We start from the raw sequence: 17,269 nt of genomic DNA on the forward strand, positions 1-17,269 counted from the left end.
GGCCCGGTGACCCGGGGTCAGGCGTTGTGGAGGGCGGAGACGGCGTCGGCGAACATGGTGGCCTTGATCGCGCCGAGGGTGTCCTGGTCTTTGGCGCCGATCGGGCCGAGCAGGGCCAGCGCGGTGCCGGTGAGGGTGTCGAGGTCGCCGGTGGCGTCGACGAGGTCGTGGGCCAAAGCGTCGGGGCCGCCGAAGCGGCGTCCGGTGGTCATGGACGCGATGGCCGATCGGGGGGTGAGTTTGGCTTGGATGAGCGCGGACATGCCGCGGGTGAACGGGATGCGGATGTCGGCTTCGGGGAAGCAGAAGTAGCCGCGGTCTGCGCGCATCACCCGGTAGTCGTGGGCCAGAGCGAGCATGGCGCCGGCGCCGAAGGCGTGTCCGGGCAGGGCGGCGGCGGTGGGCATGGGGAAGGTGAGCACGCGCGCCAGCAGTGACTGGACTTGCGCGACATACCATTCGGCCCGTTCGCCATGGGCCGACAGCCAGTCCAGGTCGAGGCCGTTGGAGTAGAACTTGCCCGACGCGGTGGTGACCAGTGCGTGGGCGCCGTCGGCGATGACGGTGTCGAGGTGTTCGCCGACGGAGGTCAGGAATTCGGGTGAGAAGCGGTTCTCGTCGCCGCCGAGGTCGAGGACGGCGATCTTGTCGCGGTAGCTCAGGGTGGGCATGGGGGGTTCCTTCGCGGTGTGGGTCAGGCGGGTGCGGGCCCGATGTCGAGGACCGCGCGGACCGCGGCCCGCAACTGCTGTCGGGCTACGGGATTGGCGAGCCGGTCGCGGTCGAGCAGGATCGCTGTCGGCAGGTCGACCAGGCAGATGGTGAGGGTGTCCACGGCGTGGGCGTCGCGGCGCTGCCACAGCCGGTGGGCGAGGGTTTTCATCAGCTCGACCAGGGTTTTCTGGGTGGCTGCGAGTTCGGTGCGGACGGTGTCGGGCAGGTCGTCGCCGAGGAGGTCGTCGCGGCGGACGGTGAAGAACAGTTGGGTCGACATCGGGTGGCGGGCGGCGAATTCGGCGGGGGCTTCGGCGGCGGCGATGACCGCGTCGATGCCGTCGCCGGCGGCGGCGACCAGGTCGGCTTGCAGGGCGAGGAAGCGGTGGGCGGCGCGAATCCAGGTGCGGCCCAGCAGTTCCGCGCGGGAACCGAAGGTGTGGTAGAGCGCGCCGTTGGAGACGCCGGTGGCGGTGGCCACGGCGCGGATGGTGACCGCGGCGGGTCCGGAGCGCACGGCGAGCGCTTCGGCGGCGTCGAGCACCCGATCGGGGTCGTGGGTGCGGGGGCGGGGCATGCACCGACCATAACAGAGCACTTGCTCTGTTATGAAGGGGTGAATTCGGACCCCAGCGCTACCGCCGGGGTCCGAGTGTCACGGCAAGCGGTCAGGCGGGACCGGGTTCGTGGACGCCTTCGGCCAGGTCGGGCACGTACATGCGGTCGATATCAGCGGCGTACTTGTCCGCGATCGGTCTGCGCCGCAACTTCATGGTGAGGGTGATCTCGTCACCGCCGGGCTCCCAGAACGTGGGCAGGATCGTGAATCGCTTGATCTGTTCCACGCGTGAGAGTTTCGCGTTCCCGGCTGCGATGCCGCGCGCGATCTCGGCGATCACCGTCTTGTCGGTGGCCAGTGTCGCCGCCGAGGCGTCGGGCAGCTCGTACTGGGCGGCGTACGGGGGCGCGGATTCGGCGTCGAGGACGATGAGGGCGGTGTTGTAGGCGCGGTTGTCGCCGATGGTGGCCAGCGCCCCGATGAGCGGGGCGGCGGCTTTGATGGTGTTCTCGATATTGGCCGGCGACATGTTCTTTCCGGCGGAGTTGATGATGAGTTCCTTCTTGCGGTCCACCACCCGCAGATATCCGTCGGCGTCGCAGGTGATGATGTCACCGGTCGCCAGCCACCCGTCCGCGTCGAGGGTGTCGGCGGTCTTCTGCGGTTCCTTGCGGTATTCGCGCATGACCAGCGGCCCCCGCACCAGGAACTCGCCGTCCTCGGCGATCCTGGACTCCAGACCGGGCAGCAGCCGCCCCACGGTGCCCAGCCGCGCCTGCCCGGGCGGGGCGACGCTGACGATGCAGGTCAACTCCGACATGCCCCACACTTCCGAGATCGGAATGCCGAGCCCGAAGAAGAAGCCGAGGGTTTCCGCCGGGATCGGCGCGGCTCCCGAGAGCGCCCATTTGAGTTGATCCAGGCCCAGTTTCGCGCGCAACGCCCCCAGCACGGCCGCGTCGGCGCGCGCCCATTCCTGCGCCAGCCCGTCAGTGAGCGGCTGCCCGGCCAGTTGGGCAGCGGCCTTGCGCGCGGCGACCTCCAGCGCCCACACCAGCGCCGCCCGACGGGTGGGATCGGTTTCGGCGGCGACCGAATACTCCACGGCCGCTTTGAGTTTCTCCCACACCCGCGGCACCGCCCCCCAGATGGTGGGGTGCACGTCGGCGAGCGCGGCGCCGAGCTGGGTGCGGTCGGGGACGACGGTGATCTGGGTGCCGAAGTGCTCGTGCAGGTACAGGCCGGTGACGCGGTCGGCCATATGCGCGGTCGGCAGGAACGAGGTGATGCGGTCTCCGAACTCGACCGGCATGACCGAGGCGTAGGCGCGGCATTCGAACGCCAGACTGGCGTGGGAGATCTCCACGCCTTTCGGGTTGCCGGTGGTTCCGGAGGTGTAGCAGAGGGTGACGATGTCCTCGCCGGTCACCGCCTGCCAGGTGGCGTCGAAGTCGAAGTCGCTGCGCCCCAGCTGTTTGAGCTGCGCGACGCTCAACGTGCCGGGCGCGGGGGTGTCCACGCACACGATGGTCCGCATGGGCACCCCGCACGCGCGGATCCGGTCCACGTACTGCGCTTCGCACACCACGACCCGGTTGCCGGCATTGCTGAACACATAGTGCAGTTGCTCGGCGGACAGGGTGTTGTACACCGAGAACGAGGTGGCGCCGGTGTGCTGGGCGCCGACCTCGAGGGGGTAGAACTCGACGCGGTTGGCCATCATGAACGCCACCGTGTCCCCGCGGCCCACGCCCAGCGCGGCCAGGCCCGCGGCGATCTCGCGGACCTGCGCGGCGTAGTCGCGCCAGGTGAGGGTCACGGCGCCGCCGATCGAGCGGACCGCGATCGCGTCGGGGTCGATCGCGGCGGTCGCCTGGAACACTGCGGGTGTCGTATTCGGTTCGCTCATCACCATTCTCGATCCACTCCCACCATCGAAGCCTTCTCAGACGGTATGACGGCGCGGGGGCGTGGCGGGCCCGAATGACGACACCCGACGCGTCAGGATTGTCCGGTTTTGCGGATGGCGGTGATGATGTCCGACAACTGCGCCACCACGCTCGCCAATCCCGTGGTGTCGCCGCCGATCTGCACCGTCCGCAACTCCGTCGGCGTGGGCAGGTTGTCCACGATCGCGGGCAGGGCCTCGATCAACTCCGCCTGCATGGTGGCGGCATTGCGGCTGTTGGCAATGTCGACACCGACTCGCTGCCGATCCAACTCCAGCAGCGCCGCCTCGTGCGCGACCCGGGTTTTGGCCTGCGCCAACGCCAGATCGGCTTCCTGACGCAGCGCGACCCGCTCGGCCTGGCGGCGGGCGTTGTCGAGCTTCTCGGCGTGCTGCTCACGTTCCAGACGCAGCGTGTGCAGCGCCTGCTGCTGAGCCAAGTCGGCGACCTCCCGGTTCACCTCGTGCTCGCGTTCGGTGCGCCGCAGCCGTTCAGCGGATTCGCGGTCGAAGGACGCGGCATCGTTGCGGGCGCGCAGTTCGGCCAGCTCCCGTTCGTTCTCGATGCGCCGCTGCTCGGCGGCGCGCCCGGCGGCGGCCTCACGCACCGACACCGCCTCCTGGGCGTCGAGTTCGGCCAGGCGCGCGACCCGGTTCTGTTCGCTGCGGTAGGGCTTCTGTAGGTTCTCCCACAACGTGTTCGAGGAGACGACGGCCTCCTTGATCTGCACGGTCACGATCGACAGGCCCAGCCCGCGCGCACCGTCGCCCGCGCCCTCGGCGACGGTGCGCAGTCGTGCGGTGAGTTCCTCGATGATGGGCTGCTTGTCCGACAGCACGTCGCGCACCGCCATCGTGGACACCTTGTCCTTGATCGCGGCCTCGGCCTGTTCGCGCAGCTGCACGTTGACCAGCCGCATCGGATCCTCCGGGTCGGAGAAGTCGAGTTTGCGGTACGCGGTGGCGAAATCGTCGATGATCCACTGCACGTATCCCTGCACCAGCACGCCCTGCAGTTCACTGCAGATGCAGTAGGCGTTGATCAGGATGGTCTGGATCGCGCCGGGCACCACCAGGTAGGAGTCCTTGGCGGGATCGAACCGGAACGACACACCGAGACCGATGTGCAGGGGTTCGGCCGCGCCGCGACGGGTGTGCACGACGAACGCGTTGGGCGGCACCAGCACCGTGCGCCACCGCCACCAGCCGCTGACCCGCACCTCCACCGGACCCTGCGGGGTGTTCTCCCGCGCCGACCCCACGCGCCCGGCCCGTTTGGCCAGCGCGCCACGCGGACCCGGGGCGCCCGGCGGGATCGGCATCGCCGCGGGTGCGGGCGCGGACCGCGCGAACGCGGGCCGCAGGTCCTCCTCCAGTTCGGCCTGTTGTGCCACGACCTGATCGAGATAGCTGTTGTTCTTCGCCGCCATGGCGGGCAGGCTACCGGCGAAAGACCGTTCGGCCCACCGATATTCGCGCCGCGAACCACCAGCGATCGACGTCCGGGCGTGGGGGAGTGGCGCAGGATCCGAGTCGCCGGGGTGGGCGTGATCGCGCCGGCGCGGGATGCACACCGGTGAATCCCGGTCCGCACCGCCAACCGGCCACATGATCGAACTGTCCGAGACGGAAATGCAGCGGGTCGCCGAGAGTGGTCGTCGAATTCCGGCCGCTGTTCGATGCGCTCACCTCAGTCCGGGCGTCGGGCCCGCCGAGACCTGAACACGCCCCCGGGGCTAGTCGGCGGCGGGGCGACCGAGGATGCCGTAGAGCAGCAGGTCCTCGAGGGAGGCGGCGAAGCCGTCGAGATCGTCGATATCGCGGATGCACATGGCGAACAGGGCCGCTCCGGCGATGGTGTCGAGCACCGTGTTCGGGTCCAGTCCCGGGCGGGTGTCCTGCCCGGGCAGGTAGTCGCCGAGTTCGTCGCGGGTGGGGGAGTCCAGGCGGGCCGACAGCTTCTCGTAGAGCCCGGAGTCCTCCCGCATCTCGGCCATGAGACCGGGCATGGCGGCGCGGGTTTCGGCGGACCCGAACAGCTGGATGGTGCCGCGGATGACCTTGCGGATCTCCCCGAGCAGATCCGGCGCCACCACCGCGGACCCGACGTCGGGGAACACCGCCTGCGCGATCAGGTGCGCTTTGGACGGCCAGCGGCGGTAGATGGCCGGTCGGGACACTCCGGCGCGGGCGGCGATGGCGTCGATCGAGGTTGCGGCGTAACCCTGTTCGACGACCAGGGCGCGGGCGGCGTCGAGGACCGCGGTGTCCACCGCCGGATCGCGGTGCGGGCCGAGCCGGTGGCGTGTGGTCACGGATTTCGTCCTTGTCGCTGCGGGCACGAGTCGTTACAGTCTGTCACAACTAAGTCGTTACGCTCTGTAACGGCTGAGGACTCGAGGAGGAGTCGTGTCAGCCGCCCCGCACATCCCCGACACCTATCGCCCGGTACCGCTGCTGGCCGGCAAGGTCATCGTCATCTCCGGCGTCGGCCCCGGACTGGGCCACTCCCTGGCCATCGAAGCCGCCCACATGGGCGCCACCCTCGTGCTGGCCGGACGCACCGAGAAACGCCTGCACGAATACGCCGACGAAGCCCGCGCCCTCGGCGCCACCGCCCACGTCGTGCGCGCCGACATCACCGAGGAAGATCAGCGCCGCGCACTCGCCGAACGCGCGGTCGACGCGGCCGGCCGCGTCGACTGCCTGATCAACAACGCCTTCGCCATCCCGCCCATGTACCCGATCACCCAGATCGACGTGGAAGCGCTGCGCGACGCCAACGAGACCAATGTGTTCGCGCCGCTGCGACTCTCGGCCCTGTTCGCCGACGCGCTCGCCGCGTCCCGGGGGTCGATCATCATGCTCAACTCGTGCGTGTCCTACAGCTCGCAGCCCGAATACTCCGGCTACAAACTGTCCAAGGGCGCCCTCGCCCACCTGGCCTCCTCGCTGGCCACCGAACTGGGCCCGCGCGGCATCCGCGTCAACTCCGTCGCCCCCTCGTACGTGTACGAGGACATCAACAAGGCCTACTTCGACTGGCTGGCAAGCCAATCCGGGGTCACCCACGACGACATCTACCGGCAGAAGGCCGCGCCCACCGACCTGGGCCGCCTCGCCGGACCCGAAGAGGTCGCCCGCGCGGCCCTGTTCCTGGCCAGCGACCTCGCCACCGCCGTCACCGGCCAGATGCTCACCGTCGACTGCGGCGAATTCCACCGATGAATCCAGGAGTCACCATGACCACCAAACGCATCGTGTTGTGGGGGACCGGCGTCGTCGGCTCCATGGTGCTGGCCGAGATCCTGCGCCACCCCGCCTTCGAGCTCGTCGGCGTCGGCGTCAGCAATCCCGACAAGGTCGGCCGCGACGCCGGAGACCTGTGCGGGGCCGCGAAAACCGGTGTCCTGGCCACCGATTCGGTCGAGGAACTCATCGCGCTGCGCCCCGACGCCGTCGTCCACTACGGGCCCACCGCCGCCCTCGCCGAGGAGAACATGCGCGTCATCGGCGCGTTCCTGCGCGCCGGCATCGACGTCTGCTCGACCGCCATGACCCCGTGGGTGTGGCCGCAGATGAAGCAGCTGCCCGCCGTGTGGCGTGACCCGATCACCGAAGCCTGCCAGGCCGGGGGAGCGTCGTGCTTCACCACCGGCATCGACCCCGGCTTCGCCAACGACCTGTTCCCGCTGACCCTCATGGGCCTGTGCGGCGAGGTGCAGTCGGTGCGCGCCTCCGAACTGCTCGACTACACCGACTACGAGGGCGACTACGAATTCGAGATGGGCATCGGCCACCCGCCCGAATTCAAAGCCCTGCTCGAACACCCCGACATGCTCATCATGGCGTGGGGCGCAACCGTTCCCATGATCGCCGCGGCCGCGGGCATCGAACTCGACGCCATCACCACCACCTGGGACAAGTGGGTCACCCCGACCGACCGTCCCTCCGCCAAGGGCGGCGTCAAAGCCGGCACCGTCGCCGCCATCCGCTTCACCATCAACGGCGTCTACCACGGCCGCGAGGTCATCACCCTCGAACACGTCAACCGCATCGGCCTCGACGCCGCCCCCGACTGGCCCGCCGGCACCAAGGACGATGTCTACCGCGTCGACATCCTCGGCAGCCCCTCGATCGCCCAGGAAACCTCGTTCCGCTTCACCGACGGCTCCGGCCGCACCCCCGCGGTAGCGGGCTGCCTGTCCACCGGCATGCGCGCCCTCAACGCCGTCCCCGCCGTCAACGCCCTCCCGCCGGGCTGGGTCACCCCCCTGGACCTCCCACTGATCCCCGGCTTCGGCACCATCCGCTGAACTGACGAAAACCGCTGCTGCCGCTGGGGCGAAATCTTTCACTTCGCCCCAGCGGCAGCACAATGCGTCCTGACCTACGACGACAAGACGGTGTGGCCCGAGAGGTACAAACCCCCGCCCAGTGTCCCCGCGCCCAATTTCCAGTACAGCCAACAGTGCTGATTCCGCTGACTTGCGCGGACACAGGTTTCTCCTCCTCGGGTCGAAGTCAGCGCCGGCGCCCCATCAAGGCCCACCCGATAATGAATGACAGGATCGTCCACATGACAATAAAAAGGACGACAAGTTCTGCAGTTGCCAACCACTGACCTCCGCCAAGGGAACAATTACTTTGCGTGTTGCCATTCGAACCTCACAGCTCGTTGGCGATCAAAAGACTTCGTACACGCTCTTCCATGAGCCGGCGAGCACGCACGGCAGACCACCGGTCTTTGGCGTACAGCCCCGGGAAGTCCGCACTGAAGGCTATGAAGAGAGACCTCTCGCTGCTCCATACGACCTGAACATTGCCGAACGTCACGCTCCCCGACGTCATCGTGTTGTCTTCCTCGACTCGCGATTCGGTGTTTCGGAAGAGTGACGAAAGGGAACTTGCCGAAATAAAACTCGTGGATGGCGACGCAGGGCTTGTCGGGCGGCGCCCGCGTAGGACGGCGCCGTCGATGGCGTATCGACCATTTCCTCTTCCTGTTCGCTTCGTATCGCACGGGCGGAAACCCGGACGGTGGTGCCACTGGACTCGGGCGGCACCACCGCGCAACATTGGGGGCGTGGGTGGGCACGTCCCCAATCGGGGATCCGCATTGAGGGATTGCGGATCATTCGCCAGATTACCTCTAGAGACCTCATTTTTAAACATTAACCGAAGGAAATTCCGATTTGTCCATTTAATGACCGGCCCATAACGGGCAAAATGGACGCTCTGAGGCGATATTTCCGCAGTTGAACCCGAGGGCCGGCATCGCATACGACGCAGGGTCAGCGCTTCGATCCTATTGCTACAAAATAGCCACATTCGTGGTAGTGGTGCCCAGCGAGTGGGGACCGATCGGTATTGGCGTCCTGTCGGCCGCGATCGGATCCTGGAGGGAAGAGAGATCATCACGACCGGGCAGTGGTATCGACAATTCTGAGAATGACGCACTGCGTGAGATCACCAAGGGAAGCTCCGAGCAAGAGGCGACCGGCCCTTCGCCGAACTCGAGAAGGTCTTCATTCTCCGCGGTAGGCCGCCGAAAGTACTCCGTTCGGCAGGGAACCCCTGCCGAATGTCGGTGCGTTCGTTGTCCCGGCACCTGGACTCGCAGGCAGGTCGCGATATCTCTCGATCACCGCGAAGGCCTCATCGCAAGTGATACTGCCTGAAGCAGCAGTCAACGACGAGGCCCCCCGGAGGCTCGGCGCGGTTCACGCCCGGGGCGACGGGGTGAAATCCCCTGCACGGCGATGGAATTGGTCCTGCGGCCCGGGGCGCCGGCAGGCGCTGACCGAGTGCTACGTCAGTGCGACAGTTTCGGCCTGTTCGGCTTGTCAGGGTCGACCAGGCGGGCGGTGACCTCGCCCAGAGCGCCGACTTTGACCTTGATCAACTGACGGGCGTGCGCGGCGAACGCCGGCAAGGACCCGCCGACGTCGTTCGTCGCCCGGCGGCCGATCAGGCGGAACGGTCGCCTCGAGGGAATCGCGACGAACGCTGTCGTGGCGCCGCGCAACACGACAGCGGCGGGAGTGCTCCGAGTCAGACTCTCGAGGCACTCCATCAGAAGCTGTTCGCGCTCGTCGCCGGACAGCGTCGTCGTCCGACCAGCAGGGGCCGACGAGAGAATACGGACAACTCCGCCCAACTCCACGTCCATCCCCGTGGCGGATACCAGGGTTGCGAGGTGCTCGGCCACTTCCGGTGAAGTCATCAATCCGTCCCAAATCTGCTCACATGTTTCTCGGAATTCTCGTGAGGCTCCTCGCACGGCTGCCGCCGGCTTCACAGGCGCCCGCAGAGTCTCGAGACACTCGATCGGTACAGCGGCACGACGCGGCGGGCCAGCAGCCGCCGATAGATGATAGGCATAGCGTGTGGCAACTGTCTCGCAATTTGACATGATCTGGATCCTCTAAATCTCACGGACCCACACACGCTGTTCGTATCGCCTCAGATGCGAATCCGCGGAGCGTCAGCGCGACATCCTCTCGACGGTGAAGCAAGACCGATTCGATGGCAAAGTGTTCGCTAACAAGGCTGTTGCGGCGCCACAGGCCGCCTGGCGGTGCCGTCCAGAGCCACTGAATTCCAGACCAAACGGACATACTTGCTCAGATTTAATGCGACCCTTTCCGGTAAATGCAGGACGCGAGTCGTCGTGAGGGCTAGAGTGACCCGCTAGGTGTACGACGACCGTCGACGCCGGGCTGCGGGGTTCCGGCGATTCGAAATCTGGTTGTGGTTCGGTGTATCGGCGCGGTGGATCCGATACGTGCCATCGCGCACGGGACCGAAGGCGGTCCCGGCGCGGCACCGTTCGAGCGGGCTCATCGAGCTTCGATACGACGAAGGTCCGGGGTCGGGGTGGCGACCGCCGGGTAACTCGCTGCGGTGGGCGGCGACCGACTCTCCCCTGGGCTCAACAGTTTTCACATCGCCCTGTTGGTCCGGTTCGTCACGTCGATGGGTTTTCGACGCAGCAGTCGTGAACGCGTGGCGGCTCTTCATCAGCGGCTATCTGCCACACCGTCGTCGATACGCGTCACCCGAATTGATACGCCCCACGATGCCGGCCGCGCTCGGCCCTGTTCCGGAAAGGTGCTTGACGATGCTGACTTCCCTCAAACGACTCACTCTCGCGGACGGCAGATCGGTGACCTGCACGAGCCCCGCCGAGGCCCGGATGCTCTGGGACGAGATGTCGACGCAGGGGTACTACCGACGGGCAGCCGCCCAACTGCACCCGGACGACATCGTGCTCGATATCGGCGCGAACATCGGTCTCAGCGCAATAGCCTTCGCGGATACCTGTCCCGGCGTGCGCGTCATCGCCGTCGAGCCCGCTCCACTGACATTCGAGTGCTTGCGCCGCAACATGGTTGCGCACGTCCCCGACGGCATCGCGCTCGAAATCGGGGTCGGCGCAGCCAAGGGCACCGCACAGTTCACCTGGTACCCACGAGCGTCAGCGAACTACAGCCTGTACGCGGACCGTCAGTGTGCCAACCGGTCGACGACGATCTTTCTGCAGAATTGCGGCCTCGATCAGAAGGCGATCGCTCTCGTCACCAACGACCTCCAGGACGGCGAACAGATCGACGTGGAGGTCACTACCGTGTCGGCATTGCTGGCGGACCAGGCACCGGCAGGCGAAATCGGTTTGGTCAAGATCGATGTCGAGCGAGCGGAACTGGATGTCGTCCGCGGCATTGCCGAATCGGACTGGGCTCGGATGCGAACCGTCGTCGCCGAAGTCCACGACTGTGGCGATCGCCTGGCGCAGTTCTGCGCGCTGTTGCGCTCCCAGGGTTTGGCTACGGAGGTGCGTCAGGACGCGTTCCTGCGCGGAACGGAGCTCTACGAGGTCTTCGCCTTTCGGCCACCAACCTGGTGACGCAGTGACGAGCTGTCCGGGTCTGCCGGTTGCCGCGCATACTCGGAACCCTTTGCTCTGCAAGGGATCTTCCTGAGCATCGACGAGGCCAGACCACTGTCGATCGGGACGGCGGACGGGTGCCGAGGTCCCCGAACCCGGTGAGTAAATGTCCGTTATGTTCGATTTGTGAATATTGAAGTGACTCCCTTGCCCGGCATCGGCATACGGAAGGAGTTCGAGCTGTCCGGATCGCGTCGCCGCGTCGGCGTGATCGACCACAAGGACGGATCCATCGATCTGCTCATCGGCCACATCGGCAATCCCGATGCCTCGGAACAGATTCCGATGAGCGGCCCCGAGGCCGCGGTGCTCGCCAACCTCCTGGGGGCACCGCAGCTGATGGCCCAGCTCGACGACGAACATCGGGAATTGACAGGTCTGGCGTCCCGGCAGCTGCCCTTACGTGCCGGATCCCCGTATGACGGACGTCTACTCGGTGATACACAGATGCGGACTCGCACGACCACCTCCATCGTCGCTGTCATGCGCGCTGGGCACGTGCTGCCCTCTCCCGGCCCCGATTTCGTGCTGACCGCCGGAGACATGCTCGTCGTGGTCGGCACGGTCGACGGACTCACCGCGGCCGGCCGGATCCTGACGGACGGCTGAGGACTGATGGCACACCAAACAGCCCTGTCCCTGATTCAACTCGGTGCCATCTTCTTCGGACTCGGCCTGCTGGGCCGCCTGGCCGGCCGGATCGGTATGTCGCCGATCCCGCTCTACCTGGTGGGCGGTCTGGTATTCGGCACCGGCGGTCTCATCGAACTTCATCATGTCGACGAATTCATCGAACTCGCCAGCGAGATCGGTGTCATCCTGCTGTTGTTGCTGCTCGGTCTCGAGTACACCGCCTCCGAACTGGTGACCGGACTGCGCAGTTCGTGGGCGGCGGGACTGGTCGACGTCGTGCTCAACGTCACCCCCGGCGTCGCGGTGGCGCTGCTGCTGGGCTGGGGCGTCACCGGCGCCATCGCCATGGCCGGTGTCACCTACATTTCCTCCTCGGGCATCGTGGCGAAGGTGCTCAACGACCTGGGTCGAGTCGGGAACCGCGAAACCCCCACCATCCTTTCGATTCTCGTGTTCGAGGACCTCGTCATGGCCGGCTACCTACCGGTGCTGACCGCGGTCCTGGCGGGGGTGGGCTTCGTAGCCGGATTGCAGACGGTCGGCATCGCGCTGGCCGCGGTCACCCTGGTGCTCGTCGTAGCCTTACGCTTCGGCCGCTACGTGTCGCTGATCGTCGACAGCAGTGATCGGGAGATCTTCCTGCTCAAGTTGCTGGGCTCGGCGCTGCTGGTCGCGGGATTCGCCTCCGCGTTGCAGGTTTCGGCGGCGGTCGGTGCGTTCCTGCTCGGCATCGCCATCTCCGATTCCACCGCCCACAACGCCACCAAACTCCTGGAACCGATCCGGGACCTGTTCGCGGCGTTGTTCTTCGTGCTGTTCGGGCTGAGTACCGATCCGGCGAGCATTCCGCCGGTGCTGGGCTGGGCAGTGCTGCTGGCGGTGGTCACGGCGTCCACCAAGATCGCCACCGGCTGGTGGGCCGCCGGGCGGGCCGGGGCTTCCCGCTACGGACGTGCTCGCGCTGGATCCGCGCTCGTGGCCCACGGTGAATTCTCCATCGTCATCGCCGGTCTCGCCGTGGCCGCGGGCGCCGCACCACCGGAGTTCGCGGCACTGGCGACGACCTATGTGCTGTTGATGGCCATTCTCGGTCCGGTCGCCGCCCGCGGGCTCGAACCGATTCTGCGTAGCGTCGACCGGCTACGGGCACGCGCGGCCTGACAACAGGCTCGCACCGGCGATCACCGCTGCAGTGTTTCCCGCAGATCCGCGAGCGTGAGAGTGGGTCGAGCTCAGCCCACGGGGGAGTAGCGAGCTCGGCCCACCCGTCGCCGCGACCTGGTGGCACGGTCCACCCGTTCGCCGGAATACGCCCGAGGCGGGAGCTGTGAGTGTGGTGTGAGTGACGGGTGCGTTCGTTTGCACTGCTACCGATCGTGGTAAACAGTCCGCTGTCCACTTTCCGCCCGCCCTGCATCAGCCGACACGTTCGGCGCACCGCAGGACCTTCGCTGTCAGAGGTAGCCGATGAGGTTGTCGACTCGCGTACGCCGCGAGGAGAACCAGGATGCGCCACGTCAAACGGTGGGCTCGGAGTACCGACTGGACCTGGACGGATTACGCGGACTGGCTGTCGCGCTGGTCGTGATGTTCCACATCTGGATGGGCCGCGTGTCCGGCGGCGTCGATGTCTTCCTGACACTGTCGGGCTTCTTCTTCACCGGGATGCTGATACGCCGAGCCGAGTCGACCGGATCGGTCGACATGGTCGCCATGGTGCGACGTACGCTCGCGCGACTGGTCCCGGCAATGGTCGCGGTGCTGGCCGCGGTCGTTGTCGCGGCGTTCTACATCAGCCCGTACACGCGGTGGTCCGACATCGCCACCCAGACGACGGCTTCGATGTTCTACTACCAGAATTGGCAGTTGGCGCTGTCGTGGTCGAACTACCTGGCCGCAGACCCGAGCGTGAGTCCACTGCAACATTTGTGGTCGATGTCGGTGCAAGGCCAGTACTACCTGCTCGCCATCACCGTCGTGGCCGGCGTCGCCTGGGTGCTGTCCCGTCGCGCGAGCACCGCCCGTTTGCTGCGCCCCGTGCTGCTGACGGTCATCAGCTCTGTTGGTGTGGCATCTTTCGCCTATGCCGCGCACGGTGCGGCCACGCATCAGGGCTGGAACTACTACGACAGTTTCGCGCGATTGTGGGAGCTGCTGGCCGGTGCGGCGTGCGTGATCGTGGCCCCGATGATCTCGCCGCCGCGGCCGGTGCGGTGGCTACTGGCGATAGCCGGTGTGGCCGGGGTGCTGGCGTGTGGAGTGGTCCTCGACGGCGCCGATCTTTTCCCGGGCCCGGCCGCCTTGCTTCCGGTCGGAGCGACCATCGCGTTGATCGCCAGCGGCGCCAACACCGATCCCGCGTCGCGGCCCCTGCCCAACAGGCTGCTCGGCACTCCGCCGGCGGTTCGGCTGGGAGAACTGGCCTACGCGCTGTATCTGTGGCATTGGCCGCTCCTGATCTTCCTTCTCGTCGAAACCGGCCGCCCGCGGGCGGGATTCACCGACGGTGTGTTGATCATCGGCGCTTCGCTCGTACTCGCCTGGATGACCCACCGATGGATCGAGCAGCCGCTGCGGTCGGGGACACGGACCCCGGCCCTGTCCACCGGATATCGGCGGGCCGCATGGTCGATGATCGCGGTGCTCGGCGTATCGGTGATCGGCGTGACCTCGGCCTGGCATTTCGTCATACGCACCCAATCCACATCGGCCGTCAGCGCATTCGCCTTGGATCCTGCGATCTACCCCGGCGCTGAGGCATTGGTCAGCGGCGCCTCCGCACCACTCGCGAAGATGCGGCCCACCGTGTTGGAAGCGCCCTCGGAATTGCCGCCGCCCACCCTCGATGGCTGTATCGCCGACTGGAACACCCGAGACGTCGTGACTTGCACCTACGGAGACACCACCGCGGAGCGCACGCTGGCGGTGGTGGGTAGTTCACACGCCGAGCACTGGCTGCCCGCTCTGCAGATTCTCGCCGCCGAGAACGATTTCCGGATCGTCGTCTACTTGAAGATGGGCTGCCCGCTCACCGTCGCCGCGGACCCCGTGTACAAAGGCCAGCCCAATCCGGACTGCCGAGACTGGTCCCGTGAGGTGATCGACCGTCTCGGCGCCGACCACCCGGACTGGGTGTTCACCACTGGCACCCGGCCCGTGGACGACGGTGGTGACGAAACCCCCCAGGACTACCTGGATGTGTGGACCCAACTGTCGGCCCGCAATCTCAATGTCATCGCCGTCCGCGACACCCCGTGGTTGCGGCGCAATGGTATTCGCTACAGCGGGATCGACTGTTTGAGCAAAGGCGGCGACCGGCTCAGCTGCGGCATGAAACGCGACTATGCCCTCAATCCGGTCGACCCGGCTCTCGAGCCCGCGGCGGCCTACCCCAACGTATTCCCGATCGACCTCACCGATGCTGTCTGCGAACCTGATATCTGCCCCGTGGTCGAGGGCAACATCCTCATCTACCACGACGAGCATCACTTCACCGCCAGCTATTCCAGGTCTCTGGCCCCCGCGCTCGGCCGGGAACTCCAGCCGATCCTGGGGTGGTGGTGACCGGCCTTCCTCCACCCAGCCCAGCCCACCTCAATACGTCATAGTGACGTACTGAGCAGATCCCGCGGAGCCCAGGGGAGCGGCTCAAGGCGGGGTACTCCATGGCCGCAAAAATGGTGGCTTGTGACCACCCTGTTGCGGCGCGCGGAGTCCTTCCACGCCTGCATTCGCGTCGACAACGAGCGCAGCCTGAACGCAATCGCAAAAGATCCCTGGAATCCGTCTGATCGGCACGGCAGTAGACGATGGCCATCTGTGGCGGCACTATCGATGGAGGCTCGGCAGCGGCGAGTGACGACTCGGGCCTAGATCGCTTTCGGTCATCTCTCGCCCAACGCCCCCGGCCGTGTCGGACCTCGGGGTGTGGTCCGCGACTGTTGGTGGGCGGTTCTACACATCCACGCCTGATTGGCGATCCACGCCACCATCGGCCCGAAGAAGGGGCGTAAGTGCGCGGTCTACGATGCGGATGGATGTCGCCGACGGTGTAACTCCTGATCATCAGGACAGCCTTTGCCGTGAAGGGGCTCGACATGGATGTGATGAACTCTGCAAGTTTGCTGAGTGGGGTCGGCCGGTGTGCGCAGCGGCTCGCGGTCGGTCTCTTCGCCACTTTCGCCGCGGTGTGGGCAATCGAGGCTGAGGCATGGCTGTATCGCAGCAGAAGGTGAGGCGGTGACGGTTCTCGACGACCTCGCCGCTGTCGCGGAATTCGGCTTCCCGCCAGCAGCGCACCCGGGCTGATTCGATCGGAAGCAGTGGGTCGCAAGTCTGCTGGTGTCGACACGCCTCGCCGGAGGATTGACGAGTAAAGGTTGGCACCCCCGGGTCTCCATAGTCTGGCCGCGCCGACGACCCGCATCCGAGCCAGGCCCGGCCGCGCTCAACCCCTAGGTCTTGTCTCCCAATGATTTGAGCCATTCGACGACGATGGCCAGGACGTATCCGGCACGGTAGGTGGTCGCGAGCTTGTCGTATCGAGTCGCGACCGCTCGCCAGTGCGTGGCCTTGTTGAAGGCTCGTCCGATGACGTTGCGCCGCTTGTAGATAGGCGCGGCCGGCGATCACAACCTGCGGGTTCCGGCGTGGCGGTCCGCCTTCCAGCCGCGGCACCACCACCGCATCCAGCAACTGTGGCAGCAGCGGCGAGTCGTTGGTTTGACCGGGCGTCAGCAGCACCGCCAGACCGCGACCGGCACCATCGGTGGCCAGATGAATCTTGGTCGTCAGCCCGCCTCGGGACCGCCCGATCGCGTGATCGGCAGGTTCATAGCCCAGTCACCGAGTCGGCGGCAGCGCCGGCGGCATGTTGATGGGCCCGCACGATCGTGGAGTCGATCGAGACTACCCAGTCCAGATCTCCGGTGGTGTCGGCCAATGCCAGCAGTGCAGTCAGCACCCGATCCCAGGTGCCGTCGGCGGCATAGCGGCGGTGGCGTTTCCATACCGTCTGCCACGGACCGAAGTGTTCGGGCAGGTCACGCCAGGGCAGGCTGGTGCGGAGCCGATACAACATGCCTTCCACGACCAGGCGGTTGTTGGAGAAGTTACGGCCAACGTGGCCTTCTGATTTCGGCAATAGCAACGCCAGCAGTTCCCACTGCTTGTCGGTCAAAATCTGGTACCGATCACTGATCGCGGTCGCCACAGCGGCCATGATGCACGATCGGCCCCAGCAATGGGGCCGATCGATTCACCCCATTGGGAGACACGACCCAGCCCACGGGTTCGCGCCGTACACCGGCGGCGAGGGGCTCGGGCGGCACCGACTGGTCCCCGTGGACGACGGACACTACGACGACCACTGACCGGTTCACGGTCCCGCAGTACCGATGCGGCGGCGACCAGCTCGCGCAGTCCACCACCTCGTCCTTGTCGCCGAGCGGGTCGCGGCCAGGCG

At 66.6% G+C, this 17,269-nt stretch carries 14 protein-coding genes; 6 read left to right on the plus strand and 8 right to left on the minus strand.

The genetic code is table 11. The features are described 5' to 3' along the window. Window positions 1-17: 17 nt before the first annotated feature. The 5 genes from ACQPYY_RS18185 to ACQPYY_RS18205 all read right to left on the minus strand — a co-directional run bounded on the left by ACQPYY_RS18185 (window position 18) and on the right by ACQPYY_RS18205 (window position 5,536). Entirely contained in the window at window positions 18-671 is a 654-nt protein-coding gene (locus tag ACQPYY_RS18185) for an enoyl-CoA hydratase-related protein (protein ID WP_433590275.1), read from the minus strand. 23 nt (window positions 672-694) lie between these two features. After that, complete coding sequence (locus ACQPYY_RS18190; protein ID WP_379099827.1) at window positions 695-1,291, minus strand: TetR/AcrR family transcriptional regulator; 597 nt, start codon at window positions 1,289-1,291, stop codon at window positions 695-697. 91 nt (window positions 1,292-1,382) lie between these two features. Then, window positions 1,383-3,188, minus strand: a complete 1,806-nt coding sequence (gene fadD11, locus ACQPYY_RS18195; protein WP_433590276.1) for a fatty acid--CoA ligase FadD11 — start codon at window positions 3,186-3,188, stop codon at window positions 1,383-1,385. A gap of 86 nt (window positions 3,189-3,274) precedes the next feature. Then, window positions 3,275-4,651 carry an SPFH domain-containing protein gene (locus ACQPYY_RS18200; RefSeq protein WP_433590277.1) on the minus strand — a complete coding sequence of 459 codons (1,377 nt, stop codon included), beginning with the start codon at window positions 4,649-4,651 and terminating at the stop codon, window positions 3,275-3,277. A 306-nt stretch (window positions 4,652-4,957) separates the two neighbouring features. Beyond that, on the minus strand, window positions 4,958-5,536 hold the full coding sequence (locus tag ACQPYY_RS18205; RefSeq protein WP_433590278.1) for a TetR/AcrR family transcriptional regulator: 579 nt from the start codon (window positions 5,534-5,536) through the stop codon (window positions 4,958-4,960). A gap of 94 nt (window positions 5,537-5,630) precedes the next feature. On the opposite strand from ACQPYY_RS18205, the gene ACQPYY_RS18210 reads away from it, so the two are divergent. Together ACQPYY_RS18210 and ACQPYY_RS18215 are read left to right on the plus strand one after the other, a co-directional pair. Continuing rightward, complete coding sequence (locus ACQPYY_RS18210) at window positions 5,631-6,449, plus strand: SDR family oxidoreductase (RefSeq protein WP_433590279.1); 819 nt, start codon at window positions 5,631-5,633, stop codon at window positions 6,447-6,449. A 14-nt stretch (window positions 6,450-6,463) separates the two neighbouring features. Then, a complete protein-coding gene (locus tag ACQPYY_RS18215; RefSeq protein ID WP_433590280.1) occupies window positions 6,464-7,537 on the plus strand; it encodes an NAD(P)H-dependent amine dehydrogenase family protein in 1,074 nt (357 codons plus the stop codon). A gap of 1,499 nt (window positions 7,538-9,036) precedes the next feature. Here ACQPYY_RS18215 and ACQPYY_RS18220 read toward each other — a convergent pair. Further along, window positions 9,037-9,447, minus strand: coding sequence for a hypothetical protein (locus tag ACQPYY_RS18220; protein WP_433590281.1), 411 nt, complete (start codon window positions 9,445-9,447; stop codon window positions 9,037-9,039). Between the two features lie 897 nt (window positions 9,448-10,344). Between ACQPYY_RS18220 and ACQPYY_RS18225 the strand changes: the two genes are divergently transcribed. The 4 genes from ACQPYY_RS18225 to ACQPYY_RS18240 all read left to right on the plus strand — a co-directional run bounded on the left by ACQPYY_RS18225 (window position 10,345) and on the right by ACQPYY_RS18240 (window position 15,369). Continuing rightward, window positions 10,345-11,130 carry an FkbM family methyltransferase gene (locus ACQPYY_RS18225; protein ID WP_433590282.1) on the plus strand — a complete coding sequence of 262 codons (786 nt, stop codon included), beginning with the start codon at window positions 10,345-10,347 and terminating at the stop codon, window positions 11,128-11,130. 168 nt (window positions 11,131-11,298) lie between these two features. Next, complete coding sequence (locus ACQPYY_RS18230; RefSeq protein ID WP_433590283.1) at window positions 11,299-11,781, plus strand: cation:proton antiporter regulatory subunit; 483 nt, start codon at window positions 11,299-11,301, stop codon at window positions 11,779-11,781. Between the two features lie 6 nt (window positions 11,782-11,787). Then, on the plus strand, window positions 11,788-12,966 hold the full coding sequence (locus ACQPYY_RS18235; RefSeq protein ID WP_433590284.1) for a cation:proton antiporter: 1,179 nt from the start codon (window positions 11,788-11,790) through the stop codon (window positions 12,964-12,966). A gap of 306 nt (window positions 12,967-13,272) precedes the next feature. Further along, on the plus strand, window positions 13,273-15,369 hold the full coding sequence (locus ACQPYY_RS18240) for an acyltransferase family protein (protein WP_433590285.1): 2,097 nt from the start codon (window positions 13,273-13,275) through the stop codon (window positions 15,367-15,369). A gap of 501 nt (window positions 15,370-15,870) precedes the next feature. On the opposite strand, the gene ACQPYY_RS18245 is transcribed toward ACQPYY_RS18240, so the two are convergent. Then, entirely contained in the window at window positions 15,871-16,647 is a 777-nt protein-coding gene (locus ACQPYY_RS18245) for a transposase (RefSeq protein ID WP_433594672.1), read from the minus strand. After that, on the minus strand, window positions 16,637-17,017 hold the full coding sequence (locus ACQPYY_RS18250) for an IS5 family transposase (RefSeq protein ID WP_433590286.1): 381 nt from the start codon (window positions 17,015-17,017) through the stop codon (window positions 16,637-16,639). Before ACQPYY_RS18250 ends, ACQPYY_RS18245 begins: the two co-directional genes overlap by 11 nt. Window positions 17,018-17,269: the final 252 nt, after the last annotated feature.

It is taken from the genome of Nocardia sp. CA-145437 (assembly GCF_050956485.1).
Taxonomy (GTDB): domain Bacteria; phylum Actinomycetota; class Actinomycetes; order Mycobacteriales; family Mycobacteriaceae; genus Nocardia.